This is a genomic window from Nocardioides sp. DN36, assembly GCF_055380375.1.
Window position 1 is genome coordinate 3,644,035 of record NZ_AP043823.1, and the last position, 17,770, is coordinate 3,661,804.

At 72.4% G+C, this 17,770-nt stretch carries 16 protein-coding genes; 9 read left to right on the forward strand and 7 right to left on the reverse strand.

What is annotated here, in order from left to right; all coding sequences use genetic code 11:
* Positions 1–87: 87 nt before the first annotated feature.
* The 3 genes from glgX to treZ are packed head-to-tail and all read left to right on the forward strand — an operon-like array spanning position 88 to position 6,365.
* Positions 88–2,259 (forward strand): glycogen debranching protein GlgX, encoded by a 2,172-nt coding sequence (gene glgX, locus ACZ43H_RS18415; protein WP_464585317.1) that lies wholly within the window; start codon positions 88–90, stop codon positions 2,257–2,259.
* A 9-nt stretch (positions 2,260–2,268) separates the two neighbouring features.
* The gene (gene treY, locus ACZ43H_RS18420; RefSeq protein ID WP_464585319.1) at positions 2,269–4,614 is read left to right on the forward strand and encodes a malto-oligosyltrehalose synthase; all 2,346 of its coding nucleotides are present in this window, start codon (positions 2,269–2,271) and stop codon (positions 4,612–4,614) included.
* Positions 4,614–6,365, forward strand: coding sequence for a malto-oligosyltrehalose trehalohydrolase (gene treZ / locus ACZ43H_RS18425; RefSeq protein ID WP_464585321.1), 1,752 nt, complete (start codon positions 4,614–4,616; stop codon positions 6,363–6,365). Before treY ends, treZ begins: the two co-directional genes overlap by 1 nt.
* 55 nt (positions 6,366–6,420) lie before the next feature.
* On the opposite strand, the gene ACZ43H_RS18430 is transcribed toward treZ, so the two are convergent.
* From ACZ43H_RS18430 to ACZ43H_RS18440, 3 genes are all read right to left on the reverse strand, one after another.
* The gene (locus tag ACZ43H_RS18430) at positions 6,421–7,107 is read right to left on the reverse strand and encodes an NAD-dependent deacylase (RefSeq protein WP_464585322.1); all 687 of its coding nucleotides are present in this window, start codon (positions 7,105–7,107) and stop codon (positions 6,421–6,423) included.
* Positions 7,108–7,189: 82 nt separating this feature from the next.
* On the reverse strand, positions 7,190–7,975 hold the full coding sequence (locus ACZ43H_RS18435) for an alpha/beta fold hydrolase (RefSeq protein ID WP_464585325.1): 786 nt from the start codon (positions 7,973–7,975) through the stop codon (positions 7,190–7,192).
* A gap of 101 nt (positions 7,976–8,076) precedes the next feature.
* The gene (locus ACZ43H_RS18440; RefSeq protein WP_464585327.1) at positions 8,077–8,943 is read right to left on the reverse strand and encodes a LysR family transcriptional regulator; all 867 of its coding nucleotides are present in this window, start codon (positions 8,941–8,943) and stop codon (positions 8,077–8,079) included.
* A gap of 82 nt (positions 8,944–9,025) precedes the next feature.
* Here ACZ43H_RS18440 and ACZ43H_RS18445 point away from each other — a divergent pair, with 82 nt between their 5' ends.
* Positions 9,026–10,285: an MFS transporter gene (locus ACZ43H_RS18445; RefSeq protein ID WP_464585329.1), complete on the forward strand. Its 1,260-nt coding sequence runs from the start codon at positions 9,026–9,028 to the stop codon at positions 10,283–10,285.
* 68 nt (positions 10,286–10,353) lie between these two features.
* Complete coding sequence (locus tag ACZ43H_RS18450) at positions 10,354–11,127, forward strand: MOSC domain-containing protein (RefSeq protein ID WP_464585331.1); 774 nt, start codon at positions 10,354–10,356, stop codon at positions 11,125–11,127.
* Here the strand turns inward: ACZ43H_RS18450 and ACZ43H_RS18455 are convergent.
* On the reverse strand, positions 11,102–11,617 hold the full coding sequence (locus tag ACZ43H_RS18455; RefSeq protein WP_464585332.1) for a class I SAM-dependent methyltransferase: 516 nt from the start codon (positions 11,615–11,617) through the stop codon (positions 11,102–11,104). The two genes, ACZ43H_RS18450 and ACZ43H_RS18455, sit on opposite strands and share 26 nt — an antisense overlap.
* A gap of 116 nt (positions 11,618–11,733) precedes the next feature.
* On the reverse strand, positions 11,734–12,246 hold the full coding sequence (locus tag ACZ43H_RS18460) for a DUF4333 domain-containing protein (protein ID WP_464585334.1): 513 nt from the start codon (positions 12,244–12,246) through the stop codon (positions 11,734–11,736).
* Positions 12,247–12,383: 137 nt separating this feature from the next.
* On the opposite strand from ACZ43H_RS18460, the gene ACZ43H_RS18465 reads away from it, so the two are divergent.
* From ACZ43H_RS18465 to ACZ43H_RS18475, 3 genes are read left to right on the forward strand one after another with little or no spacing between them, the layout of a single operon-like run.
* Positions 12,384–12,755, forward strand: a complete 372-nt coding sequence (locus ACZ43H_RS18465) for a WXG100 family type VII secretion target (RefSeq protein WP_464585336.1) — start codon at positions 12,384–12,386, stop codon at positions 12,753–12,755.
* Positions 12,752–14,083: a putative T7SS-secreted protein gene (locus ACZ43H_RS18470; RefSeq protein ID WP_464585338.1), complete on the forward strand. Its 1,332-nt coding sequence runs from the start codon at positions 12,752–12,754 to the stop codon at positions 14,081–14,083. The genes ACZ43H_RS18465 and ACZ43H_RS18470 overlap by 4 nt, the downstream gene beginning before the upstream one ends.
* A 46-nt stretch (positions 14,084–14,129) precedes the next feature.
* Complete coding sequence (locus tag ACZ43H_RS18475; RefSeq protein WP_464585340.1) at positions 14,130–14,633, forward strand: hypothetical protein; 504 nt, start codon at positions 14,130–14,132, stop codon at positions 14,631–14,633.
* Here ACZ43H_RS18475 and ACZ43H_RS18480 read toward each other — a convergent pair.
* Both ACZ43H_RS18480 and ACZ43H_RS18485 read right to left on the reverse strand, forming a co-directional pair.
* A complete protein-coding gene (locus ACZ43H_RS18480; protein ID WP_464585342.1) occupies positions 14,630–15,151 on the reverse strand; it encodes a hypothetical protein in 522 nt (173 codons plus the stop codon). The two genes, ACZ43H_RS18475 and ACZ43H_RS18480, sit on opposite strands and share 4 nt — an antisense overlap.
* Before the next feature lie 25 nt (positions 15,152–15,176).
* Positions 15,177–16,112, reverse strand: a complete 936-nt coding sequence (locus ACZ43H_RS18485; protein ID WP_464585343.1) for a 1,4-dihydroxy-2-naphthoyl-CoA synthase — start codon at positions 16,110–16,112, stop codon at positions 15,177–15,179.
* A 154-nt stretch (positions 16,113–16,266) separates the two neighbouring features.
* Between ACZ43H_RS18485 and ACZ43H_RS18490 the strand changes: the two genes are divergently transcribed.
* Complete coding sequence (locus ACZ43H_RS18490) at positions 16,267–17,754, forward strand: alpha/beta hydrolase family protein (protein ID WP_464585344.1); 1,488 nt, start codon at positions 16,267–16,269, stop codon at positions 17,752–17,754.
* Positions 17,755–17,770 lie beyond the last annotated feature (16 nt).

The window sequence follows — 17,770 nt, forward strand, 5'->3', positions numbered from 1 at the left end:
AGCGCAGGTCGGCGTACCTCCCGTCCTGTGCTTTGATCGTTCCAATGAGCCTCGCCCCCGGGGCTCCGACGTTTTGCGGAGGACCGCATGGAGACCTGGCCCGGGCACGCCTACCCCCTCGGGGCGACGTTCGACGGGAGCGGGACGAACTTCGCGCTCTTCAGCGAGGTGGCCGAGCGCGTCGAGCTGTGCCTCTTCGAGGTCGGCTCGCGCGGGAAGGTCACCGAGACCCGCGTCGAGCTGACCGAGGTCGACGCCTTCGTGTGGCACTGCTACCTGCCGTCCGTGCAGCCCGGCCAGCGCTACGGCTACCGCGTGCACGGTCCGTGGGACCCCGAGAACGGCCTGCGCTGCAACCCGAACAAGCTGCTCCTCGACCCCTACGCCAAGGCCACCACCGGCGAGATCGACTGGGACCAGTCCCTGTTCGGCTACAACTTCGGCGACCCGGACTCCCGCAACGACGACGACTCCGCGGCGCACATGACCCACGGGGTCGTGATCAACCCGTTCTTCGACTGGGAGGGCGACCGCCGCCTCGACATCCCCTACAACGAGTCGGTCATCTACGAGGCGCACGTCAAGGGCCTCACCCAGCTGCACCCGGACATCCCCGAGGAGCAGCGCGGCACCTACGCCGGCCTCTCCCACCCGGCCGTCACCGAGCACCTCACCAAGCTCGGTGTCACCGCCATCGAGCTGATGCCGGTGCACCAGTTCGTGCAGGACAGCACGCTGCTGGAGAAGGGGCTGCGCAACTACTGGGGCTACAACACCCTCGGCTTCTTCGCGCCGCATGCGTCGTACGCCGCCACCGGCGAGCGCGGCCAGCAGGTCCAGGAGTTCAAGTCGATGGTGAAGTCGATGCACGCCGCGGGCATCGAGGTGATCCTCGACGTGGTCTACAACCACACCGCGGAGGGCAACCACCTCGGCCCGACGCTGAGCTTCCGTGGCATCGACAACCCGGCGTACTACCGGCTGGAGGAGAACGACCGCCGCTACTACACCGACTACACCGGCACCGGGAACTCCCTCAACGTCCGGCACCCGCACTCGCTGCAGCTGATCATGGACTCGCTGCGCTACTGGGTGACCGAGATGCACGTCGACGGCTTCCGTTTCGACCTCGCGGCCACCCTGGCCCGCGAGTTCTACGACGTCGACCGGCTCGCGACGTTCTTCGAGCTGGTGCAGCAGGACCCGATCGTGTCGCAGGTGAAGCTGATCGCCGAGCCCTGGGACATCGGCCCCGGCGGCTACCAGGTCGGCAACTTCCCGCCCCAGTGGACCGAGTGGAACGGCGCCTACCGCGACACCGTCCGCGACTTCTGGCGCGGCGAGCCGTCGCTCGGCGAGTTCGCCTCCCGGCTGGCCGGATCCTCGGACTTCTACGAGCACTCGGGCCGGCGCCCGGTCGCCAGCATCAACTTCGTCACCGCCCACGACGGCTTCACGCTGCGCGACCTCGTCTCCTACAACGAGAAGCACAACGACGCCAACGGCGAGGACAACAACGACGGCGAGAGCCACAACCGCTCCTGGAACCACGGTGTCGAGGGACCGACCGACGACCCGGAGATCCTGGCTGCCCGCGCCCGCGAGCAGCGCAACTTCATCGCGACGCTGCTGCTGAGCCAGGGCGTGCCGATGATCCTGCACGGTGACGAGCTGGGGCGGACCCAGGACGGCAACAACAACACCTACGCCCAGGACTCCGAGATCGCCTGGGTGCACTGGGACCGTGCCGACAGTCCGCTGGTGGAGTTCACCGCGGCCGTCGCCCGGCTGCGCAAGGACCACCCGACGTTCCGTCGCAAGCGGTTCTTCACCGGCAGCACCGTGCGCACCGGTGACGGGGAGCGGCTCAACGACATCGTGTGGCTGCACCTCGACGGCCGGCCGATGGAGGACGACGACTGGCAGGGGGGATCCCAGGCGATCGGCATGTACCTCAACGGCAACGGCATCGCCGGTCTCGACGAGCGGGGCCAGGCCATCACCGACGACCACTTCCTGCTCTACTTCAACGCCGACGGTCCGGCCGAGGTGACCCTGCCGCCGGACGAGTACGCCGACGCCTGGGACGTCGTCATCGACACCGGCGGCGCCGCGGACGACGAGACCACCCACCAGGCCGGTGGGAAGCTGCACCTCGAGACCCACAGCGTCGTCGTCCTGCAGCAGCACTCGAAGCCCGAGGCCGAGGTCGACCACTCGGTCGCCGCCTCCGTCGCGGCGCAGGCCAAGCAGGGCTGAGGGAACCGCATGCGCACGCCCACCAGCACCTACCGGCTCCAGATCACCCCGGAGCTGGACCTGTTCGCGGCGGCCCGGCGGCTGCCGTACCTCCACGAGCTCGGCGTGGACTGGGTCTACCTGTCGCCGATCCTGGCGGCCGAGCCCGGCAGCGACCACGGGTACGACGTGGTGGCGCACGACCGGGTCGACCCGGCCCGCGGCGGCGCCGAGGGGCTGGCGGCGCTCTCGGCCGAGGCCCGGCGCCTCGGGATGGGTGTGCTGGTCGACATCGTGCCCAACCACGTCGGCGTCGCCACCCCGGTCGAGTCCGCGTGGTGGTGGGACGTGCTGCGGCTGGGCCAGGAGTCCCAGCACGCGCCGGCGTTCGACGTCGACTGGGCGGCCGGTGACGGCCGGCTGCGGATCCCGGTCGTCGGTGACGACGACCTGCTGCCCGACGGGCGCATCGCCCAGCTGGCGGTCGTCGACGGCGAGCTGCGCTACCACGACAACCGCTACCCGGTGGCGCCCGGGACCGCGGATGACCTCGGCACCGACGGCGTCGACGCCGACACGGTGCACGCCCGCCAGCACTACGAGCTGGTGGGCTGGCGCCGCGCCGACGCCGACCTGAACTACCGCCGGTTCTTCGCGGTCAACACGCTGGCCGGGATCCGGGTCGAGGACCCCGACGTGCTCGCCGGGTCGCACGTCGAGATCCGGCGCTGGTTCGACGAGCGGCTCGTCGACGGGCTCCGGGTCGACCACCCCGACGGCCTGCGGGACCCGAAGGGCTACCTCGACGACCTGGCTGCGATGACCGGCGGCGCCTACGTGCTGGTCGAGAAGATCCTCGAGCCCGGCGAGGAGCTGCCGACCTCCTGGGCCACTGCGGGCACCACCGGGTACGACGTCCTGGCCCACGTCGACCGGCTGCTCACCGACCCCGCCGGTCAGGAGCCTCTCGACGCGCTCGAGACGCGGCTGCGCGGTGGCGAGATGTACTGGCCGTCGTTCGTCAGCGCACGCAAGCTCGAGGTCGCCCACGGCATCCTGCACTCCGAGGTGCGGCGCATCGTCCGCGAGGTCCGGCGGCTCGACGACACCGTGCCGGAGGCGGAGCTGGAGGAGGCCGTGGCCCACCTGCTGGCCGCCTTCCCGGTCTACCGCTCCTACCTGCCCGAGGGCCGCGAGCACCTCGACGAGGCCCTCGCGCAGGCCCGGATCGAGACCCAGCACGTCGACGGTGCGGCGCTCGACGTCCTGGAGCGGCTCCTGACGGATCCGCGGACCGACCCGGCGCAGCGGTTCCAGCAGACCAGCGGGATGGTGATGGCCAAGGGCGTGGAGGACTGCGCGTTCTACCGGTACTCCCGGCTCACCTCCCTCAACGAGGTCGGCGGCGACCCGAGTGTCTTCGCGCTCGCCCCGGACGCCTTCCACGACCAGATGGCGACCCGCCAGTCCGGCTGGCCGCACGCGATGACCACGCTGTCGACCCACGACACCAAGCGCGGCGAGGACGTGCGCGCCCGCATCACCGCCCTGGCCGAGGTCCCCCGCGAGTGGGAGGCCGCGCTCGACCAGCTGCTGGAGCTGGCCCCGGTGCCCGACCCGGGCTTCGGCAGCCTGCTGTGGCAGGCCGCCGTCGGTGCCTGGCCCCTGGACCGCGAGCGGTTGCACGCCTACGCGGAGAAGGCGATGCGCGAGGCCGGCGACCGCACCACGTGGACCGACCCCGACGAGGCCTACGAGAAGGCCGTGCACGCGGCCGTCGACGCGGCGTACGACGACCCGGGGGTCGGCGCCGTCCTCACCGGCCTCGTCGACCGGCTGGCCCCGGCCGGCTGGAGCAACGCGCTGGCGGCGAAGCTGCTCTCGATCACCGTGCCGGGCGTGCCGGACGTCTACCAGGGCAGCGAGCTGTGGGAGCAGAGCCTGGTCGACCCCGACAACCGGCGTCCGGTCGACTTCGACGACCGCACCGACCGGCTCGGCGCGATCCGCGAGGGTGCCCGCACCACGCTGACCGGCTCGCCCGGAGACCCCGGGACCGCCAAGCTGGGCGTCGTGCACACGGCCCTCACGCTGCGCCGGGACCGGCCCGGGCTGTTCACGTCGTACGCCCCGCTGCGCGCCAGCGGACCGGCCGCAGACCACGCGGTCGCCTTCGACCGGGGCGGCGCCGTCACCGTGATCACCCGGCTGCCGATCGGGCTCGAGGCCCGGGGCGGCTGGGGGGACACCACGCTCGACCTGCCCGAGGGGAGCTGGACCGATGCCCTGTCCGGGCACCGCGCCACGGGCTCGGTACGGCTGGCCGACCTGCTCGACGACCTGCCCGTCGCCCTGCTGGTGAGGGAGGAGTCCTGATGCGCGGCCCCTTCGACGTCTGGGCGCCCACGCCCTCGCGGGTGCGGCTCTCCCTCGGCGACGAGACCCTCGAGATGGTCCGCGGTGCCGACGACTGGTGGACCCCCACCGAGCCGGTGCCGGACGTGTGGGACCAGGACGTCGACTACGGCTACCTGCTCGACGACCGGGACACCCCGCTGCCCGACCCCCGCTCGCGTCGGCAGCCGGACGGCGTGCACGCACGCTCGCGCACCTACCGGCCGAGCTCCTATCCCTGGACCGACCGCGGCTGGACCGGTCGCCAGCTCGCCGGCTCGGTCGTCTACGAGCTGCACGTCGGCACGTTCACCCCCGAGGGAACCCTCGACGCGGCCCTGACCCGGCTCGACCACCTGCGCTCGATCGGTGTGGACTTCGTCGAGCTGATGCCGGTCAACGCGGTCAACGGCGTGCACAACTGGGGGTACGACGGCGTGCTGTGGCATGCCGTGCACGAACCGTACGGCGGCCCGGCGGCGTACCAGCGCTTCGTCGACGGCTGCCACGCCGCGGGACTGGGCGTGATCCAGGACGTGGTCTACAACCACCTCGGCCCGTCCGGGAACTACCTGCCGCTGTTCGGCCCCTACCTCAAGGAGGGCGCCAACACCTGGGGCGACCTGGTCAACCTCGACGGCGAGGGTTCGGCGGAGGTCCGCCGCTACATCCTCGACAACGTCCGGATGTGGCTGTCCGACTACCACGTCGACGGGCTGCGGCTCGACGCCGTGCACGCCCTCGCCGACACCTCCGAGGTCCACCTGCTCGAGGAGATGGCGGTCGAGGTCGCGGCGCTCTCGGCGCACCAGCGACGGCCGCTGACCCTGATCGCGGAGTCCGACCTCAACGACCCCGTGCTGATCACACCGCGCGAGGCGCGGGGCTACGGGCTGGACGCCCAGTGGAGCGACGACTTCCACCACGCCGTGCACGTGGCGCTGACCCGGGAGACGTCCGGCTACTACGCCGACTTCGAGCCGCTCGGGGCGCTGGCCAAGGTCTGCGAGAAGGGGTTCTTCCACGACGGGACGTTCTCCTCCTTCCGCGACCGCGACCACGGCGTGCCCGTCGACACCCACGCGATGCCCACCTGGCGGCTGGTCGTCTGCAGCCAGAACCACGACCAGATCGGCAACCGGGCGATCGGCGACCGGATCGCCGAGGCGCTCGACGACCACCAGCTGGCGTGCGCCGCGCTGCTGACCCTGGCCGGGCCGTTCACCCCCATGCTCTTCCAGGGCGAGGAGTGGGCGAGCTCGTCGCCGTTCCAGTTCTTCACCTCCCACCCCGAGCCGGAGCTGGGGCGCGCGACCGCCGAGGGCCGGATCAAGGAGTTCGAGCGGATGGGGTGGGACCCCGACGTCGTGCCCGACCCGCAGGACCCGGTCACGTTCGAGCGCTCCCGGCTGGACTGGTCGGAGCTGTCCCGCGGCCGGCACGCCCGGATGCTCACGGTCTACCGGCAGCTGGCCGAGCTGCGGCGCACCCGCGAGGAGCTCACCGAACCCTCCTTCGCGTCGGTGTCCTGCACCGTCGACGAGGCCGCCCGGCTGTTCCGGATGCGTCGGGGCGACCTCGAGGTGGTCGTGAACTTCGCCGACGCCGCGGCTGAGGTCGACGTGCACGCCCCCGCGGACCTGCTGTTCGCCACCGGCGACGACGTGTCGCTGGACGGTGGGCGGCTCGCCCTCCCCGCGCACGCCGGCGCCATGGTGGCTCCTGCCCCCTGACATCAGGGATAGTCCGGCACGTTTCTGACACCCCGGACGTCAGAAACGTGCCGGACTATCGCAGGAGCTCGGTCACCCAGGCGGGGACGAGGTCTCCGGCGAGACCCTGGCGGGACTCGTGGAAGACGTGGCTGAGCTCGCTGGGCTGCAGGTTGAGCTCGAGGGTGCGGGCGCCGTGGGCGAGGGCGTACTGCACGAAGCCCGCGGCCGGGTAGACCGCGCCCGAGGTGCCGATGGAGACGAACAGGTCGGCCTCCTCCAGCGCGTCCTGGATCTCGTCCATGCCGTACGGAACCTCCCCGAACCACACGACGTCGGGGCGCAGCGCGCTGACTCCGCAGGACGGGCAGGGCGGGAACTCGCCGAGGTCAGCGACCCAGCGGACCCGGTCCTCGCAGGCCCGGCAGAGCGCCGAGAGCAGCTCGCCGTGCATGTGCAGCACCCGGGCCGAGCCGGCGCGCTCGTGGAGGTCGTCGATGTTCTGGGTGACCACGAGCAGGTCGTCGCCGAGGTGCTCCTCCAGCCGGGCCAGCGCGTGGTGGGCGGGGTTCGGGTCGACCGCGGCCAGGGCGGCGCGGCGGGCGTCGTAGAAGCGGTGTACGACGTGCGGCTGGGCGACGTACGCCTCGGGCGTCGCGACGTCCTCGACGCGGTGGCCCTCCCACAGCCCGTCGGCGTCGCGGAAGGTCGGCACCCCGCTCTCGGCGGAGATGCCGGCTCCGGTGAGCACCACGATCCTCATCGGCACCAACACTAGGAGGTGCCGGCGCGCACGCGGTCGCAGGCTCCTTCGCCCGGAGGGCCCCGGCCCGGCGGGCCGGCGGTCAGGTCACCGCCGACAGGGCGTGGGCGATCACCCCGGCGACCTGGTCGGGGACCTCGTCGGGCAGGAGGAACACCGAGCCCGGGACCGTCACCAGGGTCACGTCGGCCGCCGCTTCGAGCGTCGCGCGCTCCCGGTCGGTGAGCCCGCCGTCGCCGTTCTTCTCGGCATGGACGACCCACACCGGGCTGCCCGAGGCGGCGAGCTCGGCGGCGTAGTCCCGGTCGGCAGCGATGTAGTCGAGGTACGGGCCGCTCACCCGGACCGAGTCGCGCGCCCTGTTCTGCCTGAGGTCCTCGACGAGGTCCCGCTTGTGCGATGTGGGTGTCTTGGCCGACCTGGCCATCAGGGGCAGGAGCCGCAGCAGCACGGCGAACGGCCAGCTCCCCACCTTCTGCGAGACCCGTACGACGCCACGGAAGAACCCGGCCTCGTCCGCACTGGTCAGGCTGATGCCCAGCAGCACGACCGGGCCCCGGAAGCGACCGGACAGCAGCATCTCCAGCACCACGGTGGCCCCGTGGGAGAAGCCCACGACCACGTCGCACCGGTGCTTCTCGGCCAGCTCCCCCGCCGCCCGCGCCAGTGCCGGGATCGACACGTCGTCGGTCAGCGGGGCACCCGCCATGCCGGGCAGGGTCGTGGCCACCAGGCGCACGCCGGACAGCGCCTCGTCGGCCATCACCAGGTCGAACGAACGGGCGGCGTTGGCCCCGCCCGGCAGCAGGAGGACCGCCCGGTCGGCATCCTCGGGCCCGGTGACCAGCTGCTCCCAGGCTTCCCTCACGGCAACCTCCGATGGCACGGCGCCCCTCGTCCCACGGTAGGACGCCGCCGTCCTGATGGGAACGGCCCGGGCCGGCAAACCCGCGCGGGGTCGGACGACGGTCAGCGCCGGCTCGTGACGAAGTCGCGGAGCCGGGCGGCCGCCGGGTTCAGGACGCGGTCCGTGCGCCAGGTGAGCCCGATGCTGCGGCGAGCGTGCGGGCTGGTGATGTTGATGCCGATCGTGCCGGAGAGCCCGGCGAACTGCTCGGGGGTGATCGCGACGCCGAGCCCGGCTGCGACCGGGCCCTCGATGGTGGCCAGGTCCGCGCTCTCGAAGGAGACCGGCACCGTCACGCCGGCCTCGGCGAACAGCCGGTTGATGTGCTCGCGGTAGCCGAACCCGACCGGCGTGGTGACGAGCTCGTCGGCGACGAGCTCGGTCAGCTCGACGCGACGGCGGTTCCGCAGGCGGTGGCTGGGAGGCACGATGAGCACGAGCCGTTCCTCCTGGAGCGGGAGCCAGCCGTAGTCCCCCTCGGGTCGCACCGACGTGATCGCCAGCTCGACCACCCCGCGGTCGAGGTCGCGCTGGATGTGGTGGGCGGGCTCCTGGGTGAGGACCACCCGGACCCTCGGGGCCTCCTCGTGGAAGTCGCGGAGGACCCGCGGCACCAGCGAGGTGGCCATCGAGTCGAGGAAGGCGAGCCGCACCACCCCCCGGTCCGGGTCCAGCCTGGCCTCGAGCTCGTGCAGCAGCTGCTGGTAGCGACCCAGGACGTCGCGGGCGCCGGCGACGACGAGCTCGCCGTCGGGCGTCGTGACCAGCCCCTCGGGGACGCGCTCGAAGAGGCGGGCTCCCAGCTCGCCCTCGACGCGGGCCAGGGCCCGGGACAGGGTCGGCTGGCTGACACCGAGCACGGCTGCCGTGTCGGTCACGTGCTGGTGGTCGGCCAGGGCCACGAGCCACTCCAGGTCGCGCACGAGCATCCACTGATCATACGTGTGGCGCATCGAATCCTGCTCCTCATGACATTGGACGTATCACCGTGACGTGCCGAGAGTGGTGTCCGTGAACGACACAGCGACCACGCTCCGCCCCCGTGCGTTGCCGGGGCACCTGCCGGGGAGCGCCGGGTACCGACGCGTCATGGCGGCCATGTTCGCGGCCGGGATGGCGACGTTCGTGCTCCTGTACGACACCCAGGCGTTGCTGCCGGAGCTCCGGAGCCAGTTCGCGGTCTCACCCGCCCAGGCCACGCTCACGATGTCGCTGGCCACCGCAGGCCTGGCCGTCGCCCTGCTCGTGGTCGGGCCGGCATCGGAGAGGTACGGGCGCACCCGACTGATCCTCGGTGCCGTCTGGTCGGCGAGCGTGCTGGCGCTGCTGTGCCCGCTGGCTCCCTCCTGGCACGCGCTCCTCGGCCTGAGGCTGCTCGAGGGAGTCGCGCTCGCGGGACTCCCGGCGGTGGCCACGGCGTACCTGCGCGAGGAGCTGCACTCGACGGCGCAGGCCCGGGCCGCGGGTCTCTACATCGGCGGCACGGCCCTCGGCGGGATGGTCAGCCGCCTGCTCACCGCCCCCGTCGCGGACGCCTACGGCTGGCGCCCGGCCCTGGCCGCGGCCGGCCTGCTCGCGCTCGGCTGCGCGCTCGCGGTGAGCATCGCCCTTCCCCCTTCCCAGCACTTCCAGCGACGAGCCCCCGGCCGGTTCGGCCTCGCGGCCATGTCCCGCGCAGCGCTGGCCGACCCGGCGCTGCGGGCGCTCTACCTCCTCGGTGCCTGCTCGGTGGGAGCACTCGTCGCCGTCTACAACGCGCTCGGCTTCCGTCTCACCACCGGGCCGCACCACCTCGGGCTCGGCGCCGTCAGCCTGGTGTACCTCGTCTACGTCTTCGGCACGGTGAGCTCGGTCGTCTCCGGACGGCTCGCGGACCGGTTCGGACGTCGCGCGATCCTGCCCGCCGGCTGCGCCCTGGCCATCGTCGGCATCCTGCTCACCCTCCTTCCCTGGCTGCCCGCCATCGTGGTCGGTCTCGCCGGGTTGACGGCCGGGTTCTTCGTCGTCCACGGACTGGCGAGCGGCTGGGTGGCCACGCGCGCCCACCTCGTCGGCGCCAGCGCGAGCCAGGCCGCGGCGTTCTACCTGTGCGCCTACTACGCCGGGTCCTCGGTCTTCGGCAACCTGGGCAGCACCGCCTGGGGCACGGCCGGCTGGCCCGGCGTCGGCGCGCTGGCGCTGGTCCTGATGCTCGCCGCGGCGTGGCTGGCCCGGGCGCTGCGGCGTACTCCCTCCCTCGCCACGCTCACCCTGGAGACGGAGCAGGCCTGACCGGCGGAGCCGTCTGCGGCCGAGCCACGCCGTACGGTGGTGGGCAGGTCGACTGCTGGAGGTGGGTCATGGAGGTCGCGGGTCTGTGGCGCTACCCCGTGAAGTCGCTGCAGGGTGAGGCGGTCGCGGTCGCCGAGATCGTCGACGACGGCCTCCGCGGCGACCGGCAGTGGGGCATCCGCGACGAACGCACGGGTCGGATCCTGACCGCGCGCCGCCGTCCCGAGCTGCTCGGCGCGTCCGCCGCGTACGACGACGGCACGCCGGTCCTCACGCTCCCGGACGGCAGGGTCGCCGTCGGGCCGGGCGGGAGGACCGACCGGCTGCTGTCGGAGTGGCTGGACGGCCCGGTCTCCCTGGTGCCGTCGAGGGGGACGGACCCGGGACGGGCCGAGTACTTCGCCGACGCGACCGACGACACGAGCCAGGCGATCGAGTGGACGATGCCGGAGGGACGGTACGTCGACGCCGCTCCCGTCCTCGTCCTCACCACGGCGTCGTTGCGGAGCGGTGCGGCTCTCCACCCCGCCGGCGTGTGGGATCCCCGACGCTTCCGCCCGAACATCCTGCTCGACGTGGCGGGCGACGGGTGGGTCGAGGACGCGTGGGTCGGGCGTCACCTCGAGGTCGGTGGCGCCGTGCTGGAAGCGATCGAGCCCTGCACCCGCTGCACGATGGTGACCCGCGCCCAGCCCGGTCTCGACGCCGACGCCGACGTCTTCCGCACGCTGGCGCGCCACCATGGCGCCCACCTCGGCGTGTGGTCGGTCGTCGTCTCCCCGGGAGCCGTCTCGACAGGAGACGGGGCTGCTCCGGTCAGCCGGCCGGGCGGTGCACCGTGACGACGTAGCCCTCGGCCGGGTCGAAGGGCGCCCCGTCCCACCCGGAGAACCGCGCGGTAGGCCGCAGCCCCGCCGCCTCCATCGCGGCCTCGAAGTCGGCCAGCGGGGTCACCGGGCACCCGACCGGCAGGTGCGCCCCGTCGAGGCCGAAGCCGCAGACGACCTGACCGCCCGGGGACACGTGGGCCGCCAGCCGCCCGGCCACCGCACCGAGCGTCCCCGGCTCCAGCAGCGGGACGATGTTGCCGGCGAGCAGGACGAGGTCGAACGTCTCCCCCAGGTCCAGCGTGGCCAGGTCCCCGACCCGCCAGTCGAGGTCCGGCGCCTCGGCGCGGGCCACGTCGAGCATCGTCTCGTCCACGTCGACGCCGACCACGTCGTACCCGAGGCCGGAGAGGCGGACGCCGATCCGTCCGGTGCCGCAGCCGGCGTCGAGGACCCGCGCCGGCGCCGGCACCAGCCCGGTGACGAACGTGGCCTCGCCGTGCACGTCCTGCCCGCGGGCAGCCAGCGCCCGGAACCGTTCGGCGTAGGTGCGCGCGTAGTCCTCGCCCGCCTGCCGGCGGGCGACCTGCTGCCAGCGGGTGCGGCCGCTGTCGTCGCCGGTCAGCTGACGACCTCGTAGTTGAAGTTCACCATCAGTCCGTGCACCTCGGTCACCTTGACCTCCAGGGTCGCGTCGTCGCCGCCGTCGGGGTTGGTCGCGGTGCACGTCGCCTTCTCGTCGAGCTTGCCGATCAGCTCGTCCTCGCAGTCCACCGAGGCCACCTGGTAGCCCTGGTCGGTGAGCGACTTCTCGATCGAGTCGGCCATCCGGTCGGTGGGGATGAACGGGACGGCGTCGAACTTCGTCGTGCTCCCGTCCACGGAGGTGACCGTCACGCGCACGTCGGCGTTCTCGTCGCCGGCCTCGAGGTGGCAGTCCTGGGTGGCGTCGACCTTCGCGGTGAGGTCCCCCTCGCAGGTGGCGTCCACGGGGCCGGTCGTCTCGTCGGGCACGAGTCCCTCGACCCGCTTCTCCAGGTCACCCTTGCTGACCGAGGAGGGTCCGGTGGTGACCTCCGCGTTGCAGCCGGACAGCGCGATCACGCAGACGGCCAGGGCCGCGACCTTCTTCATGGTCCTCCTCCGAGATGGGGGTGCGAGCAGGCCGGAGCCGACGCCCGCACGGTGCCCCGATCCTCCCCTCACGGGTTTCCGACGGCACCGGTGGGGTAGACCTATCCTCGCCTGACGTCACGGGGAAGAGGAACAGGGTGGGCTACGAAGTTCTCATCGAGAACCTGCACGAAGCGGCCGGCCGGCTGCGGACGATCACCGACCCGCTGGCGGGCTACGAGCTCGCCGCGACCCACAGCAAGGCCGAGGACTTCGGCCACGTGGAGCTGGCCGAGTGGTTCGCCGCCGTCGTCGAGCAGTGCGACGCAGCGGGCCAGGCCCTGCGTGACGGCGCCGAGACCCTGGCGACCTCCCTCGACAGCACCGCCCGGGACTACCAGCTGACCGACGAGGGCGTGGCGTCCTCCTTCCGCTCGCCGTTCACGACGCCGTTCACGACCCCGGGCAACCCGTTCGCGCCCGCGTCGCCGTTCGCGCCGACGCCGCCCGCTGCGGGACCGACGCCGTGACCGCGCCCGCCTCCATGCAGCTCGGGGAGACGACCGACCCGACCAAGCTGGTGCCCGGCAGCACCGCCCGGGTCGACGCGAACGCCACCGTCCTGGAGCAGGAGTCCACCCGCATCACCGGGATGTACGACGACCTGCGCGCGGTCCGCATCGAGGGCTGGTCGGGCGGCTACGCCCAGCCCGCGTGGGAGGCCAACTTCGAGGACGAGCAGGCGAAGTGGCGGGCCTACGCCAAGCTCCTCGACACCGCCCGCCAGGCGCTGTCGACGTACTCCTCCGCGCTGGCCGGCGCCCAGTCGCGCGCCCAGGACGCCATCGACAAGTACGCCGAGGGCGAGGCCGCGACGAAGCAGGCGGTCACCGACTACAACGCCGCGGTGGCGGCGTACAACGACAGCCTCTGCGCGCCGGCGACGACCACCTCGCCGTTCGGCACCGTCGTGCCGTCGATGCGACCGGCCCGGCCCGGCCCGTTCGTCGATCCGGGCGAGAAGCTGCGCCAGGAGGCGCAGGAGATCCTCGACCAGGCCCGCGAGGACCTCGACGAAGCCGGTCAGGCCGCCGTCGTGAAGCTCGGCGGCCTCGAGGGCAGCAAGACCTCGGGCGACGGCGACTGGCTCGGGGCCGACGGCTCCGTCGAGGGGCCCTCCTTCAAGTGGGACTGGTGGGAGAAGACCTTCGGCACCGACCCGTCCGACGGTCGCGACCCGAAGTACAAGGACCGCGAGGAGTCCCCCTTCAAGATCAGCCTCGGCAAGGCCGAGGGGTCGGCGTACGTCGGCCAGGCCGAGGGCAAGTGGGAGGACTACTGGGGCCCGGTGAAGATGAACGCCGACGGCTCGGTGACCCTGCTCGGCGCCGACGGCTCCGCCGAGGCCACCATCGACAAGGACGGCGTGCGGATCAACGCCGACGGCACGCTCTCGATCGTCAAGGGCGAGGGCGAGGTGCACGGCGAGTACGGCTACGCCGAGGGCTACCTCAAGGGCGACTTCCTGGTCGGCGCGACGGGTGAGGGCAACATCGGCATCGGCCCCGACGGCGCGCACGCCAGCGGGGAGCTCTTCGCCGGCGGCAAGGTCGGCGTCACGGGTGGCGGCGACGTCGGCGGCGTCGGCGGCGAGTTCACCGCCGAGGGCTGGGGTGGCGCCGGCATCGCCGGCGACCTGGACTTCGGCATGCACGACGGCAAGCTGACCATCGGCGGCTCCGGTGGTGTGGCCCTCGGCTGGGGCGGCAAGCTCGGCGGCGAGGTGACGCTCGACTTCCCGGAGATCTGGGAGACCGGCGGCGACATCGTCGAGGGGATCGGGAGCATCCTGCCGTGACCCCCTCCCCCACCCCAGCGGACCACCAGATGCGGAAGGCCCCCCGATGACCACGACCCTGCCGGTGCCGATCGAGTTCGAGCTGCCCGGGCCCGAGTGGCAGCCGGTGGCGCCCGAGAGCCTCGGCGTCGAGAACGCCGCGTTCCTGGCCGTGCGCCGCGGTGCCGGCGAGGACTACCGGCCCACGATCACCATCAGCGGCGACTGGCGCGACGACCCGGCCACCCTCACCGACATCGCCGACGAGTCACTGGCGAAGATCCGCGTGCAGGCCGAGCAGGCCGAGCTGCTCGACCGCCGGGTCATCGAGTCCGAGCACGCACCCGCCGTGACCCAGCGGCTGCGCGCGGTGGCCACGACCGAGAGCGGGACCTACGAGCTGCAGCAGGCGCAGGCCGTGACCGGTCTGGTCGACGTGGCCGACCCGGCCCGACGCGTGGTGGTGATCTACACCCTCACCTGCACCGCGGAGCAGATGCCGGTCATCGGCCGGGAGTTCCAGCAGTTCATGGCGACCGTGCACGTGGTCGCGCCCGGCGAGCAGTCCTAGAGCTTGCCCATCAGGGCCAGCACTCCGAGGACGACGAGCGTCAGCAGGGCGCCCACGCCACCGACGAGCGCGAAGGCGATGCCGACCTTCTCCTCGGTCCCGCGGCGCTGGCGCAGGCCGAGCTCGTCGGCGACGCCCGTGACCAGCTTGCGTCCCTGCTCGGAGTTGAAGCTGTAGTCGACGACCTTGGCCGGCTTCCCCTTCTCGTTCAGCGCCCAGGTCTTCTGGAAGCTGACCTCGTAGGACCGGCCGCGGGTCCGCTCCGCCTGCGCCGAGAGCCGCGGCACGCCCGCCACCCACTCGACGGTGCGGCTGTCGTCGGTCACCGAGTAGGTGCCGTCGTCGGCGACCGCGACGTGGTGGGTGTAGGCCTTCTTCAGCCCGGCCTTGTTCAGCAGGCCGTACCACTGGGCGTCGGCCACGTCGAGGGCCACGTCGAAGCCGGCCTCGGTCGGCGTCACGACGTACGGCGTGCCCTCGGCGGCCTGCCGCACCCCGGCCAGGAACTGCTCGCGCATCGGTGCTCCTCTGCTCGTCGTCTGCTCAGTAGTACCAGGGGAAGGGGGACCAGTCCGGCTCGCGCTTCTCGAGGAACTGGTCGCGCCCCTCCACCGCCTCGTCGGTCATGTAGGCGAGCCGGGTGGTCTCGCCCGCGAACAGCTGCTGGCCGACCAGGCCGTCGTCGATGAGGTTGAAGGAGTACTTCAGCATCCGCTGCGCGGTCGGGGACTTGCCGTTGATCTTGCGGCCCCACTCCAGCGCCTCGCGCTCGAGGTCGGCGTGCGCGACCACCTTGTTGACCGCGCCCATCCGGTGCATGTCGTCGGCGGAGTACTCGTCGCCGAGGAAGAAGATCTCGCGCGCGAACTTCTGGCCCACCTGGCGGGCGAGGTACGCCGAGCCGAAGCCGCCGTCGAAGGACCCGACGTCGGCGTCGGTCTGCTTGAACCGCGCGTGCTCGCGGCTGGCCAGGGTCAGGTCGCAGACCACGTGCAGGCTGTGGCCGCCGCCGGCCGCCCAGCCGTTGACCAGGCAGATGACCACCTTGGGCATGAACCGGATCAGCCGCTGGCACTCCAGGATGTGCAGCCGACCCAGCCGGGCCGCGTCGGCGGGGGTGCGCTCGTCGCGCACGCCACCCTCGGTGCCGGGCTCGTACTGGTAGCCCGAGCGGCCGCGGATCCGCTGGTCGCCGCCGCTGCAGAACGCCCACTTCCCGTGCTTCTCGCCCGGCCCGTTGCCGGTGAGCAGCACGCAGCCGACGTCGGCCGAGGTGCGCGCGTGCTCGAGCACCCGCAGCAGCTCGTCGACGGTGTGCGGGCGGAACGCGTTGAGCACGTCGGGCCGGTCGAACGCGATCCGGACCGTGCCGTGCGCCTTCGCGCGGTGGTAGGTCAGGTCGGTCAGGTCCTCGAAGCCGGGAACCGCGTCCCAGGCGTCGGCGTCGAAGATCTCCGACACCCCGTCGATCGCACTCATGGGGCCACCGTAGTGAACGCCGACCCGTCGCAGCTTCACGGGTGAGCACGCCGACCCGTCGCAGCTTCACGGCTGAGAGCGCCGACCCGTCGTGGTTTCACGTGGCGGGCGCACCGACCCGTCGCTTCTTCACGCCCGGCTCGTTGGGCAGGGCATGCGACGACTCGTCCCGGCCACCGCCGCGCTGCTGACCCTCGCGCTGGGCGCGGCCCCGCCCGCGGGCGCCGCACCGCAGCCCGAGGACCCGGCGTACACGACCCGGGACGCGCAGAACATCGCCGACGCCTACGGCCGGGTGACCGAGGGCCAGCTGCAGAACCCGGCGTACGTCCCCGCACTCGTGCAGGCCGCCACGCAGCGGAGCGTCGACCAGCTCCTGGCGCAGGCGGCAACGCCCACCCGTCCCGCGATCACGCCCGGCAACGTCGTCCCGGGGTGGAACGTCGGCAACCCGCTGCGCGCGGGGTGGGAGGGCACCCGCGGGCGGGTGAGGGCGGTCGCGTTCACCAACAGGTACGGCGCGCTGCTGCGCGGCCACGTCTACCGACCGGAGCCGGGCGCCGTGGACCCCTACACCGGCCGGGAGCTGCACGGTCCGTTCCCCGGGGTCGTGATCACCGAGGGGTCGGTGCAGGGCTCGGAGGGGATGTACGAGTGGCTGGCCCAGGACCTCGCCGAGCGTGGATACGTCGTGCTGACCTACGACGTGCAGGGCCAGGGCACCAGCGAGACGCTGCCGCACCAGGACTCGCCTGCCGACACGAACGCACTGCCGTTCTGCAACCCGTTCGCCGAGCCGGGCGACGGGGAGACGTCCGGCTGCCCGGGCGTGCCGTCACAGCAGCTGTCGAACTTCGTGGTCGGCACGCGGGACGCCCTCGGGTTCTTCACGTCCACACCGCGGCATCCCTACCGCAACCCGGCCGCGGACGGCGCCGACGTGACGGCGTACAACCCCTTCTGGCGGCTCTTCGACCGCTCACCCGACCGGCGCACGGCGACCCCCGGCCGGACCACCCGGATCGCGATCGTCGGCCACTCGATGGGCGCCGCGGCGGTCTCGAAGGTGCAGGGCACCGATGAGCGGGTCGAGGCAGTCGTCGCCCTGGACAAGCTGACCGGGCCGTCGTCCTCGGGACCCCTGGACGGCAGCGGGAACGAGCCGACCGTGCCCGCCCTCGCGGTGCAGTCGGAGTACGGCTTCACGGTGTCTCCCTGGTTCCTGTCCGGAGGCAGCTCGCTCACGCCGCAGTCCTCGCCGGACGGGCCCGACCCGATGCGGGAGCGGCGTACCGGCTTCGACGCGTGGCGCCGGGCCGGGGTCGACTCGATGCTGGTGGTGCCCCGCGCCTCCACGCACCTGGAGTACACCGACATCCCGCTGGTGCTCCCCGCCAGCCGGTACGGCCAGGACCTCACCAGTGTCTACGTCCAGCGCTGGCTGGACCGCTACCTCAAGCACCGTGACGTGGACCTGCTCGACACCTCGTTCCGCTACCTCGAGCCCACCGGGAACGGCCACTGGGACCCGGTGCGGCTCGAGCGCGACCGGCTGCTGAGCTTCTACTACTGCTCGGCCTACGCGCTGCGCACCGACGACGGCCGACGCGAGAACGGCGACATCACCCACGTGGGCTGCTGAGAGACCCGGACAGGTC

Coding starts and splice junctions, on each gene's coding strand:
- glgX (WP_464585317.1), top strand. CDS start 88: ATGGAGACCTGGCCCGGGCACGCCTACCCCCTCGGGGCGACGTTCGAC.
- treY (WP_464585319.1), top strand. CDS start 2,269: ATGCGCACGCCCACCAGCACCTACCGGCTCCAGATCACCCCGGAGCTG.
- treZ (WP_464585321.1), top strand. CDS start 4,614: ATGCGCGGCCCCTTCGACGTCTGGGCGCCCACGCCCTCGCGGGTGCGG.
- ACZ43H_RS18430 (WP_464585322.1), bottom strand. CDS start 7,107: ATGAGGATCGTGGTGCTCACCGGAGCCGGCATCTCCGCCGAGAGCGGG.
- ACZ43H_RS18440 (WP_464585327.1), bottom strand. CDS start 8,943: ATGCTCGTGCGCGACCTGGAGTGGCTCGTGGCCCTGGCCGACCACCAG.
- ACZ43H_RS18450 (WP_464585331.1), top strand. CDS start 10,354: ATGGAGGTCGCGGGTCTGTGGCGCTACCCCGTGAAGTCGCTGCAGGGT.
- ACZ43H_RS18460 (WP_464585334.1), bottom strand. CDS start 12,246: ATGAAGAAGGTCGCGGCCCTGGCCGTCTGCGTGATCGCGCTGTCCGGC.
- ACZ43H_RS18475 (WP_464585340.1), top strand. CDS start 14,130: ATGACCACGACCCTGCCGGTGCCGATCGAGTTCGAGCTGCCCGGGCCC.
- ACZ43H_RS18480 (WP_464585342.1), bottom strand. CDS start 15,151: ATGCGCGAGCAGTTCCTGGCCGGGGTGCGGCAGGCCGCCGAGGGCACG.
- ACZ43H_RS18485 (WP_464585343.1), bottom strand. CDS start 16,112: ATGAGTGCGATCGACGGGGTGTCGGAGATCTTCGACGCCGACGCCTGG.
- ACZ43H_RS18490 (WP_464585344.1), top strand. CDS start 16,267: ATGCGACGACTCGTCCCGGCCACCGCCGCGCTGCTGACCCTCGCGCTG.